Source organism: Lachnospira intestinalis, from assembly GCF_040095895.1.
In the GTDB taxonomy this organism is placed as follows: Bacteria; Bacillota; Clostridia; order Lachnospirales; family Lachnospiraceae; genus Lachnospira; species Lachnospira intestinalis.
In genome coordinates this window covers 382,792-401,472 of the sequence record NZ_JBBMFS010000001.1, presented here as the reverse complement: position 1 = coordinate 401,472, position 18,681 = coordinate 382,792, and the positions used below count along the sequence as shown (strand labels likewise).

15 protein-coding genes and 1 pseudogene are annotated in these 18,681 nt (G+C 40.4%); 4 read left to right on the top strand and 12 right to left on the bottom strand.

The genetic code is table 11. The annotated features are described in order from the left end of the window. Positions 1-20: 20 nt before the first annotated feature. The 4 genes from WMO37_RS01950 to WMO37_RS01935 form a co-directional block, all read right to left on the bottom strand. On the bottom strand, positions 21-1,706 hold the full coding sequence (locus WMO37_RS01950; protein ID WP_349154199.1) for an ABC transporter ATP-binding protein: 1,686 nt from the start codon (positions 1,704-1,706) through the stop codon (positions 21-23). A 240-nt stretch (positions 1,707-1,946) separates the two neighbouring features. Continuing rightward, the gene (locus tag WMO37_RS01945; protein ID WP_349154198.1) at positions 1,947-2,294 is read right to left on the bottom strand and encodes a hypothetical protein; all 348 of its coding nucleotides are present in this window, start codon (positions 2,292-2,294) and stop codon (positions 1,947-1,949) included. Positions 2,295-2,301: 7 nt separating this feature from the next. Then, entirely contained in the window at positions 2,302-2,646 is a 345-nt protein-coding gene (locus WMO37_RS01940; RefSeq protein WP_349154197.1) for a putative toxin-antitoxin system toxin component, PIN family, read from the bottom strand. Beyond that, positions 2,647-2,904: an AbrB/MazE/SpoVT family DNA-binding domain-containing protein gene (locus tag WMO37_RS01935; protein ID WP_349154196.1), complete on the bottom strand. Its 258-nt coding sequence runs from the start codon at positions 2,902-2,904 to the stop codon at positions 2,647-2,649. It lies immediately after the preceding gene. 546 nt (positions 2,905-3,450) lie between these two features. Between WMO37_RS01935 and WMO37_RS01930 the strand changes: the two are divergent. After that, positions 3,451-3,555 (top strand): annotated as a pseudogene (locus WMO37_RS01930) (helix-turn-helix domain-containing protein); the annotation flags it as partial. Positions 3,556-3,629: 74 nt separating this feature from the next. Here WMO37_RS01930 and WMO37_RS01925 read toward each other — a convergent pair. The 7 genes from WMO37_RS01925 to WMO37_RS01895 form a co-directional block, all read right to left on the bottom strand. Further along, positions 3,630-3,959 carry a type II toxin-antitoxin system RelE/ParE family toxin gene (locus WMO37_RS01925; RefSeq protein ID WP_349154195.1) on the bottom strand — a complete coding sequence of 110 codons (330 nt, stop codon included), beginning with the start codon at positions 3,957-3,959 and terminating at the stop codon, positions 3,630-3,632. After that, entirely contained in the window at positions 3,956-4,264 is a 309-nt protein-coding gene (locus tag WMO37_RS01920; protein WP_349154194.1) for a type II toxin-antitoxin system RelB/DinJ family antitoxin, read from the bottom strand. The genes WMO37_RS01925 and WMO37_RS01920 overlap by 4 nt, the downstream gene beginning before the upstream one ends. 79 nt (positions 4,265-4,343) lie before the next feature. Then, positions 4,344-4,478, bottom strand: a complete 135-nt coding sequence (locus WMO37_RS01915; RefSeq protein ID WP_349154193.1) for a hypothetical protein — start codon at positions 4,476-4,478, stop codon at positions 4,344-4,346. 28 nt (positions 4,479-4,506) lie between these two features. Further along, complete coding sequence (locus WMO37_RS01910; protein WP_264473911.1) at positions 4,507-4,629, bottom strand: hypothetical protein; 123 nt, start codon at positions 4,627-4,629, stop codon at positions 4,507-4,509. Positions 4,630-4,855: 226 nt separating this feature from the next. Continuing rightward, positions 4,856-8,596 carry an InlB B-repeat-containing protein gene (locus tag WMO37_RS01905; protein ID WP_349154192.1) on the bottom strand — a complete coding sequence of 1,247 codons (3,741 nt, stop codon included), beginning with the start codon at positions 8,594-8,596 and terminating at the stop codon, positions 4,856-4,858. Positions 8,597-8,719: 123 nt separating this feature from the next. Further along, complete coding sequence (locus WMO37_RS01900) at positions 8,720-10,906, bottom strand: ATP-binding protein (protein ID WP_349154191.1); 2,187 nt, start codon at positions 10,904-10,906, stop codon at positions 8,720-8,722. Then, positions 10,903-11,715, bottom strand: a complete 813-nt coding sequence (locus WMO37_RS01895) for a substrate-binding periplasmic protein (protein ID WP_349154190.1) — start codon at positions 11,713-11,715, stop codon at positions 10,903-10,905. The genes WMO37_RS01900 and WMO37_RS01895 overlap by 4 nt, the downstream gene beginning before the upstream one ends. A 311-nt stretch (positions 11,716-12,026) precedes the next feature. Between WMO37_RS01895 and WMO37_RS01890 the strand changes: the two genes are divergently transcribed. The 3 genes from WMO37_RS01890 to WMO37_RS01880 are packed head-to-tail and all read left to right on the top strand — an operon-like array spanning position 12,027 to position 16,135. After that, on the top strand, positions 12,027-12,491 hold the full coding sequence (locus WMO37_RS01890; protein ID WP_349154228.1) for a MarR family winged helix-turn-helix transcriptional regulator: 465 nt from the start codon (positions 12,027-12,029) through the stop codon (positions 12,489-12,491). Positions 12,492-12,510: 19 nt separating this feature from the next. Further along, the gene (locus tag WMO37_RS01885; protein ID WP_349154189.1) at positions 12,511-14,244 is read left to right on the top strand and encodes an ABC transporter ATP-binding protein; all 1,734 of its coding nucleotides are present in this window, start codon (positions 12,511-12,513) and stop codon (positions 14,242-14,244) included. Continuing rightward, on the top strand, positions 14,237-16,135 hold the full coding sequence (locus WMO37_RS01880) for an ABC transporter ATP-binding protein (protein WP_349154188.1): 1,899 nt from the start codon (positions 14,237-14,239) through the stop codon (positions 16,133-16,135). The genes WMO37_RS01885 and WMO37_RS01880 overlap by 8 nt, the downstream gene beginning before the upstream one ends. Positions 16,136-16,183: 48 nt before the next feature. Here WMO37_RS01880 and WMO37_RS01875 read toward each other — a convergent pair whose 3' ends face one another. Further along, a complete protein-coding gene (locus tag WMO37_RS01875) occupies positions 16,184-18,655 on the bottom strand; it encodes a cation-translocating P-type ATPase (protein ID WP_349154187.1) in 2,472 nt (823 codons plus the stop codon). Positions 18,656-18,681: the final 26 nt, after the last annotated feature.

Below are 18,681 nucleotides of genomic sequence, written 5' to 3'. Positions count from 1 at the left end.
AGTTTCGACCTAAAAAACAATTATTTCACATTCGCATTATACAAGTCCATAAAATAAGAATCTGTATGTAGTAGTTCTTCAAAAGTACCTTGTCCAACAATCCTCCCTTCTTTAAAGAGAATAATTCTGTCAAAACCTGCAATGGAATTTAATCTATGTGCAATGGCAATGACAGTTTTATCTTTCATTTTTTGCATAACTGATTTCATTACATTTTCTTCTGTTAAATTATCCATTGCAGATGTTGCTTCATCCAAAATGACAAGTTCGGAGTCTTCAAACCACAAGCGAGCTAATGCAAGTCTTTGTTTTTCTCCACCCGATAAACAAGTACCTTTCTCACCAATTTCAGTATTTAAACCTTCCGCAAGATTTTCAACTAAATGAGATAGTTGCACTTCACTCAATACCCCTAGCATTTGTTCTACTGACACTTGTTTCTCAAATACCAGATTTTCTTTTATTGTTCCGTCAAAAACAGGGGCATCCTGTGATAGATAGCTAACTCTATCATACAGATTATTAAGACAAATTTCTTTTAACTCCATGTCTCCTAAGCGAACTTCTCCCTGATTATATTTTAGCAACCCTAATAAAATCTTAATCAAGGTCGATTTTCCAGAACCACTTTCTCCTACAAAAGCTATTTTTTCTCCCTTTTGTATTGACAGGCTCAAGCCATCAATAATTTTTCGTTCCTCATATTGGAATGATAAATTTCTTATTGCAATTTTTCCAACATTTGTATTTATTGCGTTACCGTTTCTTAATTGAACATCGTCTTTTAAGCCTAAAAATTCCTCAAATCTCTTATACGACGCCTTGTCCAATTTATATTGGACATAAAGTACATTAAAAATGGCAATTGGTGTATAAGCATTTTCAATCAGTGCAATTAGTGCAACCACAGAACCTACTGTAAGGTTTTTCGTTTTCCATGCATAAAAAAGAATACCAATGTCTAACATTGCCACAAGTAGTGCAAATATTGTGAAGAATGCTTCATGAATCATATTCATTTTTACTTTTGACGAAACAATATCCTCTTTTGCATTACAAGTCTTCTTTATTTCATTCGGGAACTGTTTACTCATACGAAATACCAACATTTCCATATAGCCTCTGACCAAATAGTGATTTAATAGTTCTTCACTATTCAAAATCTTTTCTTTTATTTTGTAAAGAAACTTTAATAGAATGTTGGTTATTATAAAAATAAACGCATAGCCTACAAACAGTACATAAGTGACTTTTTCATCTATTTTCCAAATAAAGTATATACTAAAACCAATGGTAGGAAGTAAGTCACGAATCAAACGCAACCAGAAATTGAATAATACATTTCTTCCTGCTGTTGAACCATTCTCAATCCTTTGAACAAGTTTGCCTGTACCTATTTTCTGGTATTCTGTATAATCAATTGTACTTATTTTTCTAAAGGACAAAAGCTTAAAATCCAGATAAATACCATGTTCCAATTTCTTTTCAGGATAATTATCCAAATAATTCATACAATAATTTACCAGCAAAATAAAACCATATGTTGCAACTCCTGCAAATGCAAGTGTTCTATCAGCCAATCCATCAATGACCTTTTGGAAATAGTCAGCCTTGTAATTAGCCATAAATGCATTAAATATACCTAGCCCAATGTAGACTAATACCCATATTCTGTTTTTCTTTAATATTTCTTTTATATAACGCATAACTGTACTCCTTTATAGATTGTATTTCAAGCATTAGGACAGTACAGTCAACGACTGCTAGCAAGTTTCTTTTAACCTCAGCACAATCTGCCAACAGTTTACATCAACTGTACTGAGTAGTTATCTCGGATAATTTTCATATCGTTCTCACCTCTTCCTAAAAATTTTCTATTATTATATCATGCTAAGTTCCAATATTCTATCGTAATTCCGTCAAAAGAATATAAAACAAAGGGCATATTATCTTGCCCCTCTGTTCTTTGTCTGCCTGCTGATACTGTTCTGGTTTTCAGCGGCTTTCCTTTGTAGTCTTGCAAGTTTATCCGACAGTTTTTCATCCTTATGCGTAGGTGTATCCGGTTTTCTGCAGGCATTCTTCCAGCTTTCGTATTGTCTCTGATAATCCGTATAAGCATTCCTGCATTCTCTGAATGTCAGCAGGAACTCGTTCATGTTTTCAAAACCGCTATTACGAACCATGTTTGAGAGTCCTACCTTTAATCGGTTGATATAATCCGTCTTTTCGTCAATCTTTCTCTGTAAATCACCTTTTCTGGTGAGCTTCGCCAGTCCCTTTAAGTTTGACATTTCTATTTCAAGACTGCCCCTTATCCTTATCACCGGTAATAAGAATATCCACATTTTCTATAATAGCCGTATATAATACGGGATAGTCTTTTATATCCCTGATATTAAAAAGACCTTCTTCTAAGGTATCTGGAGTATAGACATATTCAAAGCTCATAACCATTAATAACTTATCAATTACCAATTCTTTTTGAGGAAATTTTCTTTTTATAACACTCTTTAACTCATTTACAACATAAGATGATAACACAAGTTCATGCTGTGTAAATATGCAATTCATCATTGCATTCATCTTTGCACCGGGAAACAGTAATGCGGATATTAATACATTTGTATCAAGCATAATTCTCATTTACTTCACCACACTTTCTTCCCGAAACTCCTTTATCATATCCATAACATCTTCATCATTTTTTAACCCAAGTCTTTCTGCTTCTCCCGCAAATTCTTGCTGCGCTTCACGAAGAGCGTCCATGGAAGAGTTCATTATATAGATTCTGCCGGATTCTTCAATAAACAGTACCTTATCTCCATTTTTAATTCCCAATTTTTTACGAATTTCTATAGGTATAGTAACCTGACCTTTTGATGTAACTTTTGCTAATTCCATATAAAAACTCCTTTCAACAGTAATGTATTCCTTACTTTCCTTACATATTAAGTATATCCCTTTTTATAAAAACATCAACCCTTTATGTGTAATTTGACACCAATTTTGACACCATTTTTTTGATTTTTGTCGATTTTTAATAAAATCAGATAAAATCTTAAAATCCCGCAATCCCAGTCAAAATGGGCATTCACGGCACTCCATGCAACTAGATAAATTTCACATCATGAAAACAAGTGGCTCATTGTGACCGGAATGATGGCTCACGGCAAAATGGAATCGTGGCTCACTTGCAACGGACAGGCGGCTCATTTGGGCGCAGATTATTCACTTATTTTCTGTACAAGTGTTGTAATTTCTTCTTTTTTCATAAGTGCACTCCTTTTTTTCAACGTCTTATTGAGTTATCTATATATCAGACACGCAGGGTCTGGAAAAAGTTTTATATTTTTTAAAAATTTTCAAAAAAATTTTTTTGCGATTTGAATACCCAGTTTATGTATTATCTTTATTTTAATAATATAACATTTCAATTTAAAGCACAATAAGAACATCACAACCGCAACATTGGAAACGCTGTGTGATATATTATCCTGTACCCCCCCCAATGATATTATTGGTATGTCGCATAATGTGAACAGATATCTTTGATAACAATTTTAATCTCTTTTGTGTATGAAAAAAGCAGTCAATCATAAATGAAAAACTGCTTTAAATCATATCCTTTATTGCTTTGTGTAGAAATTTAACTGATTGTCTATGTCCCGTCCGACATACATTACTCTAAGTATTGTTACAACTTTTTTATCGCTGTCCGGAATATAAAGTACTACATAATTATCTACTGGTAATACACAAAGTCCACGGCTTTTCCACGGTTCTTTTTCATATTTTCGATAACGCTCCGGCATCGTATCCAGACTTAATATCTGTTCTTCCAGACGATCAAGTTGTCCGCTTGCATTTTCCGGCGATTGTAATTCAAAAGCAATATATTCAAAAATCCCTCTCAAATCACTGTCAGCCTGTTCGGATACTTCTACTTCATACATCATAAACCATAATCCTTGCGAATGTCCGCAAAAGCTTTCTTCGCATTTTTTGTCCGTCCAGCCTGCATATCCGCATATCCTTTCTCCAATTCTTCATTGAACTCTGCTTCTGATAATGTGCCGATGTCAACAGGTCTGGCAGATGGTATTTTTACTTCAAACGGAAGTCCTCTCTGTAAGATAATCTGTTTATAAAACATATTAATAGCACTGGAAGCAGGGATACCAAGTGTAGACAGGATACTTTCAGCTTTTTCTTTGACATCCGGTTCAATCCTTGCATATAAATTTGCTGATTTTGCAGCCATATAAAGCATCTCCTTTCGTGAGTAGTGTTTCCATCTATCTTTATTATATGCAAATGTCCGTACAATAGCAATACCGTTTTTACGTTTCAATAATCTTATTGAATAACTGTAACAATACTTCTTTTACGCCGGACGCATTGAATACAACAATCGCCATCAGCGCAAGACTCTGTACCAGTCTGAATTTAATAAAGAAAATCCCACAGGTCGTCATTTCGCAGCCTGTGGGATTTTTCACTCAACTAATATGTGTGTTTTTTATGCTTTGATGAAACTTCCTGCTCACCTTCCATATGGTTTGCAGTTGCATTCACCTTCTGTACAACTTTCTTCTTTTTTAATGGATGTTTTGGATTCTTATCCATAACAATCGCTTCCTTTCATATTCATTCATTTATGTTGAGCAGCTTCATATGAAACTGTATCAGCCTTTAATTGTAAAACATCTGCTGTTTTCAACTTACTTTGCTTTCTCTTTTGTTCTATCTGTACTATAGCACCTATTATTAGCAATGTCAATACCGGAGTGCCAATTTTTTTTAAAAATGGAGCAGTTCCATATTGGATTTCTGCTCCATTCCCATGATTTTATTATATTTTACTGGCAAAACCGCTATTTACCATATACCATTGTCCGCCATCATTATAGCTTCCTGTGTACTCAAAAGCGATTCTCCCGTCCTTAAAGAACCAGTCACCGTATTCATTACTGCCAATACCGGTAAATCCTAAATCCAGCTGTCCATTCTTAAAATACCACCAGCCGTACTCATTTAAAGCCATTCCGGTATAGTTAAAATCCAGTGTGCCATTGTTAAAGTACCACCAGCCATATTCATTTAATGCCATTCCGGTATAAGTGTCACTGATATATCCATCTGTAACATATACCCATGTACCACCATTTAATGTCATACCGGTAAATCCCGTATTTAAAATACCGTTTGTAAACAGCCATGTACCATATTCATTTGCGGCAAAACCGTTATAGCCAAAATCAATCTGTCCGTTGTTAAAATACCACCAGCCGTATTCATTTGCCGCCATCCCGATATATACAAAATCAATTCTGCCATTGTTAAAGTACCACCAGCCGTAGTCGTTTAATGCCATTCCGGTATAATCTGTCAGTACCTGTCCGTTCTGAACATAGAGCCACTCGTCATCCGGAATAATCATCCCTGTAAAACCGAAATTTAACTGTCCGTCCGTATAGAACCATGTTCCATATTCATTATTTGCAAGACCGTAAAATGTCGTATCCAGCTGTCCGTTGTTGAAGTACCACCAGCCGTACTCATTGCATGCCATACCTGTATATGTAAAGTCTACATCACCATTCTTGATATACCACCAGCCGTATTCATTTACTGCCATGCCACAGTAATCCGCAGCAATAGTATCATTTGCATAGTAATGCCAGTTACCATCTGCATCCTGACGCATTTCATAAATGACCTTTTCATCTGTTTCCGGCTTCTGTGTCGGGGCTTCTGTCGGCTTTGTCACCTCTGTCGGCGCTTCCGTTGGTTTCTGCGTTGGCTTTGGCGCTTCTGTTGTGCCTTCGGTTGTGCTTTCCGTCGTCGCCTGTGTCGGCTTCTGCGTTGGCTTTTCAGTCGGCTTTGTCACCTCTGTCGGCTTTTCCGTCGGCTTTGTTACCTCTGTTGGCGCTTCCGTTGGTTTCTGCGTTGGCTTTGGCGCTTCTGTTGTACTTTCGGTTGTGCTTTCCGTCGTCACCTGTGTCGGCTTCTGCGTTGGCTTTTCAGTCGGCGCTTCCGTTGGTTTCTGCGTTGGCTTTGGTGCTTCCGTTGTTGGCTGTGTTGCGTGTACAATTGTAACGCTTACCTGTGTACGGTTTCCGGCTTTATCAACGGCTGTGATTGTATGCACTCCTTCAACATCTGTGACCGTATAACCTCCGTTTTCACGACCTGCTAAAACACCGTCAATCTCCACATAGTCCAGATTGTCATCGTTTACCGTAAACTGAACACTGCCGCCGTATGTTTCATTATGCTTTACGCCGCCAATAACCGGTGAAGAACCGTCAAATACCAGTCCGTCTGTAGACAGATAGGCTGTATTACCGCCCTTATCTGTAATTTTAACATAAACAATACATTTTTTATCCGGATCAATTGCAAAACGCTGTTCGTAAACCATCCAGTCTGAAGCCTGAATATTTTGCACTTCTTCCAACGTCTTTGCTTCCTCTGAAATCAGATAAAAAACCTTATAGATACCCAGCCCCAGATCATCTGCATGAATACCGACTTCCTGTCTTTCCTTGAAAAACTTTCCAAATGTCACTGCATTGCAGAATACGTTCCACTTATTTGTCGATACGGTAATCTCTCCTGTCGGAGCCGAAATGTCTTTATATTCTGCATTGATTTCGACATCACCGTCCGGCATGATAAATACAGCTGTCGCTGAATGGCTGTCCGTGTTCTCTGTAAAATCAAGTGCAGTATTGCCTGCCCACCGGTCAAATGCCATACCCTGTGCCGCACCTGCCGCAGTTATAGTGACAATGTCGCCTGCTGCATATTCTCCCGAACCGGTTCCATTGCCTACAATCACCTGATGCTTCTGCACCGGTTCAATATCTTTATCGGTAAATTCCACCGTACATTCTGCAAATATCTTATCTTTCTGGGCTTTTACCGCGCCGACTGTTTCAATATTGCCTTCATCATATCCGTTCGGGAAAAATAAAAAAGTATATGTTCCCGTCTTTGCCCCCGGATATGCTTCTAAAAAATAACGGTTTGGATAATTTTCTCCGTCCGTTACCAGCGCGACAGCTTCGCCCCAATTGGTTTCATTCAGACTTTCCGCATCTTCACTTTCCCAAAGTGACGTTTTCATAACCAAAACACTGCTTCCAAGCCAGTCGGTCACATCAGCACCGTCCATTAATACGCCCTGACTGTTATAACAGTCAATATCAAAATACACCGTATCATCAGGAATTGAGCCGTCTTCCTTTTGGAAAATGCGGTTGATATTTACCGTTTGCGGTGCAGACTGAATCACCAGTCTGCCAACAGATAAGTCTTCTTCCTCCGGCTGCTTTGTCGTTGCTGTCCAGTTTGACTGTGTATCCACGGTATATTTAAAAAACCAGCCTGCTTTTGCCGGTGCAAAGCTTTCCTTAGCTGCCTTGCCCTGCGCCGTTATATAAGTATAACCTTCCGTGAAAACGGATGGAAACAGCTTATTACCGACTGCCGCCTTCGTTGTACCTGTTACATCCTTATCAATAATGACCTGATTATCCTTTTTTAATACAATATAGCCGTCTGCGATATTGTCTGACGTCTGATTTCCGGTGAAATTTCCTTTAATTTCAACAAAGATACTTTCATCATACTCTGTCAGATTTAAAGAGGCTTTGTTTTTTACCTCTATATTTTTTAAACTGCCGGATACCAGGCACAGTTCCGCTTCATCATCCAATATAACATTTTCAACATTCTGGATATTGCCGTCTACAGAACATTTCTGCAAGGTCAGACTGGTGTTTTCATTGCCGTAAAAATCTTTTATTTTCGCACTGGCAATAATACTCTCTCCCATGCCTTTCAGCGTAATATCTGCACAGCTGTTATTTTCTGTATGAATTCCTTCACGAATAACCGTTTTTGCATCTGCATAAACTTCTGCGCTGCCTGTATATGCGGTTTTCCCGTCACTCCCGGAATCATGGCTCATGTAAACGGCCTGAATCTTTGTATTTTCAACCGCATTGGTAACAGTCAATGATGCATTTTGTCCGACAACCGTATTTTTAAATCCGCCTGCATAGACTGTTGGGAGCAGTTCTTCTTCTGTTCCCCCAAAACCTCCCAGTCCGGAACCTGCACCACCTTTAACATACGTATCTACACTATCCAGTACCAGACTGTGTCCAGCCAGAAAAATCTCTCTATGTACGACGCTTTGTAAAGCATTCGTGGAAATAAAATGCAATTTTACATTTTGAATCGTAACATGATCACCGGTAAGCTGTACTGCACCTCTGATAATCAGTTCACTGCTGCTGTCCGCCCCTGTTATCGTCACATTTCCCGGTATCATAAGAGGTGTTCCCGCAGCGTCCTCTGCAACCGTAATACTCCCACTGACAACAATTAAACTGCTGCCCGCCTGCAATGCCTGACGAAGCTGGCTTTCACTTGTAACCGTAACTGCCCCTGCACGTATATTCGCTGTATCTGCGTATGCATAAGTCATAAATGGAACAACTGTATTGGTTGTCATACACACTGCTGTCACTACGGCTGCTGCCGCAAAAATTCTTTTTCCTCTTGTAATGTTTTTTCTCAATAGCGCCTGCCTTTCCATACATTATTGTACATGTTTTATTCTTTCGTTTTTATAGTAGCAATTTAATATACCATATCTATTGATTGGTGTCTATAAAAAATTATTATTTTTTATCCTTATTTTTTATCCTGAAACATATTTTGCTATCGTTTCTATCAGCTTATCCGCATCCAGCGGCTTTGACACATGCTCATTCATTCCCGCCGCTTTGCAGTCTGCCACATCATCCGAAAAGGCATTTGCCGTCATTGCTATGATTGGTATCGTCTTTGCATCCGGCCGCTGAAGCGAGCGGATATTTTTTGCCGTTTCAAGTCCGCTCATAACCGGCATCATCAAATCCATCAATATAATATCAAATGTGCCGGGTTCAGCCTGTTCAAACAACTCCAATGCTTCTTTTCCGTTCCATGCTTTTGTAACAATCATGCCTTCATTCTCACAGATGAAATCTGCAATTTCCATGTTAAGCACATTGTCTTCCGCAAGCAGAACTTTCATGCCGTCAAGTACAACAGTTTTTGCTTCTTCATCCTGCACTGTATACTGTTCCTTCTTCTTATCCACCTGAAACGGCAGTCTTATTACAAATGTTGTGCCTTTCTCTTTTTCACTGGTATAATCAATTGTTCCCTGCATTACCTCTACAATTTTTTTGACAATCGGAAGTCCCAGTCCCGTGCCGCTGTAAACGGTCTGCATCATCTCTTTTTCCTGAGCGAACGGTTCAAACATATGCTCCTGAAAATCTTTACTCATACCAATTCCTGTATCCTGACATATGAATTCCAGCATGACTCTGTTAAAATCAGATGTACTCTCCGTTTCTGTCACCGAGGTCGTCACCGAACCACCTTCTTTATTATACTTAATGGCATTTCCCATAATATTTAAAAGAATCTGCCGCAGATGTAACGGACTGCCGATTAAATGCCAGTGCATGAGCTGTGTCTGTATCGGATAAAAACAGACATTTTTCTTTTTTGCCTGTACCGTTAAAATAGACATTACTTCATTTAAAATATCCTGCAAATCAAAAGAATCTTCTGAAAGCTGGATTTGTCCGGATTCGAGTTTATTCATATCCAGAACATCATTGACCAGGTCCAGCAGAAAGCCGGAAGCCTCCCAGACTTTTTCACGACAATCGCTCTGTTTTTCCAAATCATCCTTATAATACCTTCCGATTTCTACCATACCCCTGATTCCGTTAATCGGTGTACGGATATCGTGGCTCATTCTGCGTAGAAAATCTGTCTTTGCTATATTAGCACGGACTGCTTCTTCCATGGACTGCTTTAATTTTAACTGATATTCCACCTCTTTTTTCTGCTGTGCTTCAATAATCTTTAGCTGCTCATTTAATTCCCGCATATGAACCCGCCCGGATTTATTTCTTGCCACCGTTGCAGCTGCCCAGATAAGCATGGAAATACATAATGCCAAAAGAACTGTCCTGCGTGTTGCCGCAAACACTTCTTTCTGTGGATAATATACGTATAAATTATAATCCCTGTATCGTCCTTTTCCGCCACAATAACGGTGTCCGTCACTTGTAAAATATACCAGATTATCTGAGAGTTCTGTGGAACGTAATTCCTGTATAACCGGAATTTCCGTGGTTTGACAATTCTCGTATTGCGCATCATTTGTTCCGTAAATTTTATCATCAGCTGCTATAAAAAGGGTACCATTCATATCCATGGCATATCCGGCAAGCAGATTATTGACTGCCGCATAACTGTCTGTCAGACGGTCTGTATCCTGATAACAGTAGCAAAATACAACTCCCGGACTGTCTGTTCTGGATATTGCTGCCAGATCATACCATTTTTCGTTTTTCTGAATCCGTTCTGCATAGATTTTTTTAGAATATTTTGTAATCTCGCTGATTTTTTTATCCTGAATCAGTTCCTTCCATGCATCATAATCCAATCCGACATTGCTGTATTGACATTCCGGCTGCATATCTTCATCTAAAATGATAATACCTGCCATCCGCTGTGCCTCTGTATAGTTCTTTAAATATACTGAATCAATTAACTCAGAATCCCTATGGATATCCGCTCCTACTTCAACTGCCTGTTCTGTCAGCCGTACCAGGCTCTTAATTTTATCTGCCTGTACGACCTCATCGTAGCTTAAGCACTGACTTTTTAAATAAGTCAGTGTATTGTCAAAGGTCTTCTCAATATTTTTTTTATCCGAGCGGACCGCCAGTATCAGAACGACAATAACCACTATAATGACAACTACAAGGAGTCCTTCGTATAACTGCACCTTCATTTTAGACTGTCCTGATTTTTTCATGGTGTAATCCCCCCTGCTGCCACCCGGTTTTCCATCCCATATTTTTCCAAAATACACTGAACCGTTCCGTCTTCAAGCATCTCCGCCATCGCCTGACGAAGCTGTTCTGCCTTCTGGGTGTCTTTATTTTTTGAAAAAGCCACACCCAGTTTTGAATCAATGATTTCCTCATCTAAAATGCGGTATTTCTGACCGGACTGCCTTAAATATTCCCGCATCACAATCTCATGTCCCGCACAGGCATCAACGTATCCCTTGCGCAATGCAGCAAATAATTCATTCATCTCTACAAAGGAATACACATTTTTCACCTTGGGAATTATATCGTAATCCTGCCCTAAAAAAATCCGTTCAGGCTGTGTACTGGACTGTACCGCAACATTTTTCCCGGCTAAGTCATCCAGCTTATAAATATCACTGTCCGTCCGCACCATCACAACTTCCCTGCTGTACATATAAGGTCCGACCCAGATATAATCATCCTCCCTGCCATCCATTGAGAAACTGCCCCACGCACAGTCAACTTCACCGTTTTCTAAATAAATATCTTTATCATCCCACTGAATCTGTTTAAAGACCGGTGTATAGCCTATCCGGCGGCACGCTTCTTTTGCCAGCTCCACATCAACACCTGCATAATCGCCATTCTCATTCTGATAATTATACGGCTCATAGTCATCGCTTCCGATAACCAGTTCGGGCTGTACCGTTACAGCTTCCTTTTTCTCTCTGCCACAGCCACACAGTGCCATACTCATCAGACATACAATACCAAAAGGCAGTACACTCCTTTTTATCCAATATTTCATTATTATCCATCCCCCTCATATTTACACTTGAATTGTTTTTATCATACTATATTTTTTATAAAAAATCAACATTCTGACAAAATCCGTTTTCCATAAAAGGACACGAAAATGTACCTTTTATGCATTTCCGTGTCTTAGCTGCATTCCGACCTATATTTTAATCTTCATGCGGCAGATGCGGAATGATAAATTTTTCCCGAATATGAACTTTTTATAAACTCCTAAAGAAAAAGTTGACATTTAAAAATCTTCTCCCTATAATATCAAAAGTTAGGTTGCTAACCATTTCTTTAGAAAGGAGTGTGATTGGATTGCAGGATTTTGATGAAAAATCCACTAACATGCACATGGGACGACTGATTCAGATGCTTTCCCACCAGATGAAACGAAAAAACTGCATTGTCGCTATGATTGACGGTGACAGTCTGACCGTTATGCAGAAGCACATTCTTAAGTTCATTCTTTTGGAAACACTGCATCGGGAAATTTATCAAAAAGATATTGAAGAAGAATTTCAGATTCGCAAGTCTACCGTAACCGGCATTTTACAGCTGATGGAAAAAAACGGATTTATCTACCGCGAAAGTGTTGAAAAAGATGCCAGACTCAAACGGATTGTGCCTACCAAAAAGGCAGAGGCGCTTCGTCCCAGTATCCTGTACCACATCAACGAATCAGAAGCCCAGATGACCCAGGGCATTTCCAAAAAAGATGTGGCAGTCTGCAAGCAGGTGCTCCTGCAAATGTTACAAAACCTTTCTGAAAATAAACTATAAAATTAAGGAGAATCAAACCATGAACAAAACACTGTTAAAGTCCGTGCGTGAATATAAAAAGCAGTCCTTTCTGACACCGTTTTTTGTTATTCTTGAAGTTTTTATGGAAGTTCTGATTCCGCTTGAAATGGCTAAAATTATTGATGTGGGCATTGCAGACGGAAATTTAAACTACATTATCCAGCGCGGTATTATTTTAGTTGCAATGGCAATGCTTGCCCTGTTTTTCGGTGTGACTGCCGGTAATATGGCGGCCGTTGCGGCGGCAGGTTATTCCAAAAATCTGCGCCACGATATTTTTTATAAAATCCAGCAGTTTTCATTTAAAAATATCGACCACTTTTCTACTTCCGGTCTGGTAACCCGTATGACAACGGATATTACCAACGTACAGATGGCATATATGATGAGTATCCGTCTTCTTGCCAGAGCGCCGATTATGATTATTTTATCATGGGTTATGACACTCGTTTTAAATAAAACGGTTGCTATGCTGTTTTTAATCGTTATCCCATTGCTTGGCGGAACACTGATATTTATTGCCAAAAAGGCGCACCCGCATTTTATCAAGGTATTTGATGAATATGATGTTTTAAATAATTCCGTACAGGAAAATGTCAATGCTTCCCGTGTGGTAAAGGCATTTGTCCGTGAAGATTACGAAATTGACAAATTCCACATCATTTCCAAATATGTATACAGCCTGTTTACAAAGGCGGAAAAAATCGTTGCATGGAACTCTCCTGTCATGCAGTTTACCATGTACGTTGTTATTTTAGTCATTGTTGCGATTGGCGGAAACAGCATTGTTACCGGTACAATGCAAACCGGTGAACTGACCAGTATCATCGTCTACTCACTTCAGATTCTGATGTCCCTGATGATGGTAACTTTCGTATTCGTTATGATTATGATTGCGGAAGCTTCTACCGACCGTATCGCAGAAGTTTTAAATGAAGAACCTGAAATGCAGGATTCTGACGATGCTGTAAAGGATGTTGCAAACGGAGAAATCATTTTCGACCACGTAAACTTCAGCTATGCAGGTAAAGACGGTACTCTTTCTTTAAAAGATGTCTGCCTTCACATTCAATCCGGTCAGACAATCGGTATCATCGGTGGAACGGGAAGTGCCAAATCCACACTCGTACAGCTCATTCCAAGACTGTATGACGTAACCGGCGGCGCTGTCAAAGTCGGCGGTGTCGATGTACGCAATTACAATCTGGAAGCCCTGCGTGACCAGGTTTCCATGGTTTTACAAAAAAATGTTCTTTTCTCCGGTACTATTTATGAAAATATCCGCTGGGGAAATGAAAGTGCAACCGACGAAGAAGTACAGAATGTATGTAAACTGGCACAGGCTGACGGCTTTGTCCAGGAATTTCCAAACGGCTACAATACACAGATTGTCCAGGGCGGTAACAATGTATCCGGCGGTCAGAAACAACGCCTTTGTATTGCAAGAGCGCTGCTTAAAAAACCGAAAATCCTGATTCTGGACGATTCGACAAGTGCAGTTGATACAAAAACCGATGCGCTAATCCGTAAAGCATTCCGTGAAGAAATTCCGGATACCACAAAAATCATTATTGCACAGCGTGTTTCTTCGATTGAAGATGCTGACCAGATTATCGTGCTTGATGACGGTAAAATCACGGGTATCGGTACTTCTAAAGAACTGTTAAAGACCAATGAAATTTACAGAGAAGTTTATGAATCACAGGTAAAGGGAGGTGCTGAAAATGAGTAATGAAAAGAAAACAAAAAAGCCGTCCCGGCTTTCAAAAAATACACTCAAAACAGCCAAAAGACTGCTCAAATACGTAACCGAAACGTATAAGTTGCGTTTTGTGCTGGTATTTGTGTGCATTTTAATCAGCTCCGTTGCTTCTATTTCTGTGTCCTTGTCACTGAAATATATGCTCGATGATTTCATTATTCCGTTAATCGGACAGGAATCACCGGATTTCACAAGATTTTATCAGGCACTGGCTGTTTTAGGCTGTATCTTTTTAATGGGTGTACTTTCTACATTTATTTATACACGAATGATGGTATACATCGGTCAGGGAGTGTTAAAGCGTGTGCGTGACGATATGTTTGAGCATATGCAGACACTGCCAATCCGCTACTTTGACCAGAATACCAACGGTTCTGTCATGAGCCTTTATACGAACGATACGGATACCCTGCGTCAGATGATCAGCCAGTCGATTCCGCAGGCGCTGATGTCCTTTTTTACAATTATTGTAACGTTTATTGCCATGCTGGTGTTAAGCCCTCTGCTGACACTGCTTGCAGTTGCCGTTATCGGCATCTTAATTCTTGTAACAAAAGCTATCGGCGGAAACAGCGGTAAATACTTCGTGCGCCAGCAGGTAGCACTTGCCGACGTTACCGGATTTGTCGAAGAACGCATGAACGGTCAGCGTGTGGTAAAGGTTTTCAACCACGAAAGAAAGTCCGAAGAAGAATTTGACGCATTAAACGAAGCTTTATTTGAAAGCGCCGCAAATGCCAATAAGTACGCCAATATCATGGGACCTGTTATCGGTAACATCGGTAATCTCCAGTTCGTATTAACCGCAGTTTTAGGCGGTACGCTCTCCGTTATGGGTGTCGGCGGCATTACACTGGGTGTTATGGCTTCTTATTTACAGTTTACAAAAAGCTTTACACAGCCTTTCATGCAGGTCGCACAGCAGTTTAACTCTATCGTTATGGCGCTTGCCGGTGCAGAACGTATTTTTGCGCTGATTGATGAAACTCCGGAAGCGGATGAAGGAACGGTTACACTTGTCAATGCCACAAAGGATGACAACGGCATCCTTCATGAATGTAAGGAAAGAACCGGTATCTGGGCATGGAAGCAGACGGCTTCTGACGGCACGGCTTCTTATACCGAATTAACAGGGGATGTCCGTTTTAAGGATGTGACCTTCGGTTACAACCCGGATAAGATTATTTTAAAGGATATCAGTCTTTTTGCAAAACCGGGTCAGAAGCTTGCCTTTGTAGGTTCTACCGGTGCCGGAAAAACAACGATTACCAACCTGATTAACCGTTTTTACGATATTCAGAACGGTGAAATCCGCTATGACGGCATTGATATTACAAAGATTAAAAAAGATGACTTACGCCGTTCACTCGGTATTGTTCTTCAGGATACGCACCTCTTTACCGGTACGATTAAGGACAATATCCGCTACGGTAATCTTGATGCAACCGATGAACAGATTTACAATGCGGCAAAGCTGGCTCACGCAGACCAGTTTATCAATATGCTTCCGCACGGTTATGATACACTGTTAAGCGGTGACGGCGAAGAATTGTCACAGGGACAGCGCCAGCTCATTTCCATTGCCCGTGCCGCTGTTGCCGACCCGCCGGTTTTAATTCTGGACGAAGCAACTTCAAGTATTGATACACGTACCGAAAGTATCGTACAGAAGGGTATGGATAACTTAATGAAGGGACGTACCGTATTTGTTATTGCGCACCGCCTTTCTACTATCCGCAACAGTAACGCAATTATCGTATTAGACCACGGTCAGATTATTGAGCGCGGCGACCACGAAGATTTGATTGCACAAAAGGGAACGTACTATCAGTTGTATACAGGAAAGCTGGAGTTATCATAAATTACCAATCCAAAATCCAATCCATGCAAAAATACCCGGACACGCTCTTTACAGACGTGTCCGGCTTTTTTTCTCTACCCACTCGTCTGCTTTTTCAACCAGCAGTGTCAGGTAGCGGAATAAGGATTCTGCTGCAAATCCGAATACGATTAATAACAGCATACAGATTGCCGACAACTGGCTCATTGCAAACAGGTGATTCAGCATAATACCGCAAAACAGCAGTCCTGCGATATTGCCAAATAATATGGCATATTTCATCTTGTTAAACGGTTCACTGATTTTAATTAAAATCATAAATCCGACAACCGCCAGTAACAGTGTCGCCGCTGTCGCAATATCCGCTGACGGCAGTGAAAAGACATCGCCGCATATCACCAGTGCACCAACCACAAAGACATCGGTCAGTCCGGCTGGCAATGCTTTTAACAAAACTTTTTTGATAAATTTCCCTTTGATTCGTTCCTTGTTTGGCTCTAATGCCAGCAAAAATCCCGGAATACCGATTGTAAACATACTAATCAATGAAATGTGTGCCGGTTCCAACGGATATGTAATCATAAATACCGCCGAAAATACTGACATCAGCAGGGAGAAGATGTTTTTTACCAAAAACAGGCTTGCCGAGCGTTCCACATTATTGACGACACGTCTGCCCTCCCAGACAACCGAAGGCATATGTGCAAAATCCGAATCCAGCAGGACAACCTGTGCCGCCTGCGAAGCCGCTTCACTGCCCGATGCCATTGCTACACTGCAATCCGCATCTTTCATGGCAAGAATATCATTGACACCGTCACCCGTCATTGCAACTGTGTGTTTATCTTTCTGGAGTGCCTGCACCAGCTGCTGTTTCTGCTTTGGTGTTACCCTGCCAAAAACCGTATACTCTCTGACCGCTTCTTCAATTTTAAATTGTGAATCTAACCGCGTGGCATCAATATAATTTTGCGCCCCCTCAATGCCTGCCTGCTTTGCAATCTCCGAAACCGTTTCCGGGTTATCTCCTGAAATGACTTTAATCTGTACACCCTGTGCTTTAAAATACGCAAATGTTTCCTTTGCGTTGGCACGGATTGGATTGGACAGCACAATAAAGCCCAATGGTGTCACTTCTTCCGTCAATCCGTTTTTCAAATCCCTGCCTGCATAGCGGGCAAATATCAGCACACGGTATCCTTTCTTTGTATAAGGAAGCAGTTCCTGTTCTACCTCGGAAAAATGGGACTGCATGACAAATTCAGGCGCCCCCAGTACATAAGCACCGTCGTTAAATACAACACCGCTGTACTTTACAGCCGATGAAAACGGAAAGACTTCCACCACCTGTCTGTTTTCTGTATCTGTATTTTTATAATTGACAGCATTGTCATTTTTTCCAATATTCTGCGCCATATATGCTTTTAATGCCTGCATGGTCGCATTGTTATCCTTTGATGCCCGGACATAGTCTGCCAACAAGGCTTCCAGCTCTGTTTCATGAAACCGCGTGGACTGTTCTGCTTCATCAAACCGACTATATTGTCCCGCTGTATGCTCATTTTCCCCTGAAAATGCGTGAATCTCTTTGACACACATGGACGGCTCTGTAATTGTTCCCGTCTTATCCACACACAGCACGTCTACTCTGGCAAGCGTTTCAATACTTTTCATATCATGCAGTAACACTTTGTTTTTTGCAAGCCGCATGGTACTTAACGCCAACGCAATTGTCGTCAGCAGATACAGCCCCTCCGGTATCATGCCAATGATTGCCGCAACAGTTGACGTGACACCTTTTTGCAAGGTTGTGTGATTGATATAAAAACTCTGGTAAAATAAAATAATGCTAATCGGAATAATTATAATACCAACCCATTTGACAATCTGGTTAATCGAGCGCACCATTTCTGACTGCTCTCCACTACCCATGGATTTTGCCTGTGTCGCAAGTCTTGAAATATACGAATCCTTTCCCACTTTATCAAGCCGTGCGTAACATTCTCCCGCAACCACAAAACTGCCGGATAACAGCGGCATGCCTGCCTTTTTTTCAACTTCATCGGCTTCGCCTGTCAGAAGCGATTCATTGACCTGCACATTTCCCTCAAGCACTGTCGCATCGGCACAAATCTGATCGCCCGCGCGCAGTACCACAATATCGTCTTTTACCAGTTCTTCCGATAAAATCTGCCTTTGCATGCCTTCTCTTAATACGGTTGCATGCGGCGCGTTTAACAGATTCATTTTATCCAGAATCTTCTTTGCACGCAGTTCCTGTACAATGCCAATCAGCGTATTTCCGATAACAATCGGCAGAAATGTCAGATTCCGGTATGATTTTACGCATAGCAGCAATATTGAAATAATTAAAAATATTAAATTAAAATATGTAAATGCATTGGAAAAAATTATTTCTTTGATAGATTTATCCGTCGTCGTATCGGCACGGTTATCCAGTCCCTGTTCTACCCTGAGTTCCACTTCCTGTTCGGTCAGACCTTTAAGTTCTTTTACCGGCTCATTTGTTTTATCCCTCATTTTATCCCCCATGTCGTCACCTCGTT

Excerpts from the sequence above, each read along its gene's own strand:
- WMO37_RS01950 (WP_349154199.1), bottom strand. The coding sequence starts at position 1,706 with ATGCGTTATATAAAAGAAATATTAAAGAAAAACAGAATATGGGTATTA.
- WMO37_RS01945 (WP_349154198.1), bottom strand. The coding sequence starts at position 2,294 with ATGTCAAACTTAAAGGGACTGGCGAAGCTCACCAGAAAAGGTGATTTA.
- WMO37_RS01940 (WP_349154197.1), bottom strand. The coding sequence starts at position 2,646 with ATGAGAATTATGCTTGATACAAATGTATTAATATCCGCATTACTGTTT.
- WMO37_RS01935 (WP_349154196.1), bottom strand. The coding sequence starts at position 2,904 with ATGGAATTAGCAAAAGTTACATCAAAAGGTCAGGTTACTATACCTATA.
- WMO37_RS01925 (WP_349154195.1), bottom strand. The coding sequence starts at position 3,959 with ATGATGTATGAAGTAGAAGTATCCGAACAGGCTGACAGTGATTTGAGA.
- WMO37_RS01920 (WP_349154194.1), bottom strand. The coding sequence starts at position 4,264 with ATGGCTGCAAAATCAGCAAATTTATATGCAAGGATTGAACCGGATGTC.
- WMO37_RS01915 (WP_349154193.1), bottom strand. The coding sequence starts at position 4,478 with ATGACGACCTGTGGGATTTTCTTTATTAAATTCAGACTGGTACAGAGT.
- WMO37_RS01910 (WP_264473911.1), bottom strand. The coding sequence starts at position 4,629 with ATGGATAAGAATCCAAAACATCCATTAAAAAAGAAGAAAGTTGTACAG.
- WMO37_RS01900 (WP_349154191.1), bottom strand. The coding sequence starts at position 10,906 with ATGAAAAAATCAGGACAGTCTAAAATGAAGGTGCAGTTATACGAAGGA.
- WMO37_RS01895 (WP_349154190.1), bottom strand. The coding sequence starts at position 11,715 with ATGAAATATTGGATAAAAAGGAGTGTACTGCCTTTTGGTATTGTATGT.
- WMO37_RS01885 (WP_349154189.1), top strand. The coding sequence starts at position 12,511 with ATGAACAAAACACTGTTAAAGTCCGTGCGTGAATATAAAAAGCAGTCC.
- WMO37_RS01880 (WP_349154188.1), top strand. The coding sequence starts at position 14,237 with ATGAGTAATGAAAAGAAAACAAAAAAGCCGTCCCGGCTTTCAAAAAAT.
- WMO37_RS01875 (WP_349154187.1), bottom strand. The coding sequence starts at position 18,655 with ATGAGGGATAAAACAAATGAGCCGGTAAAAGAACTTAAAGGTCTGACC.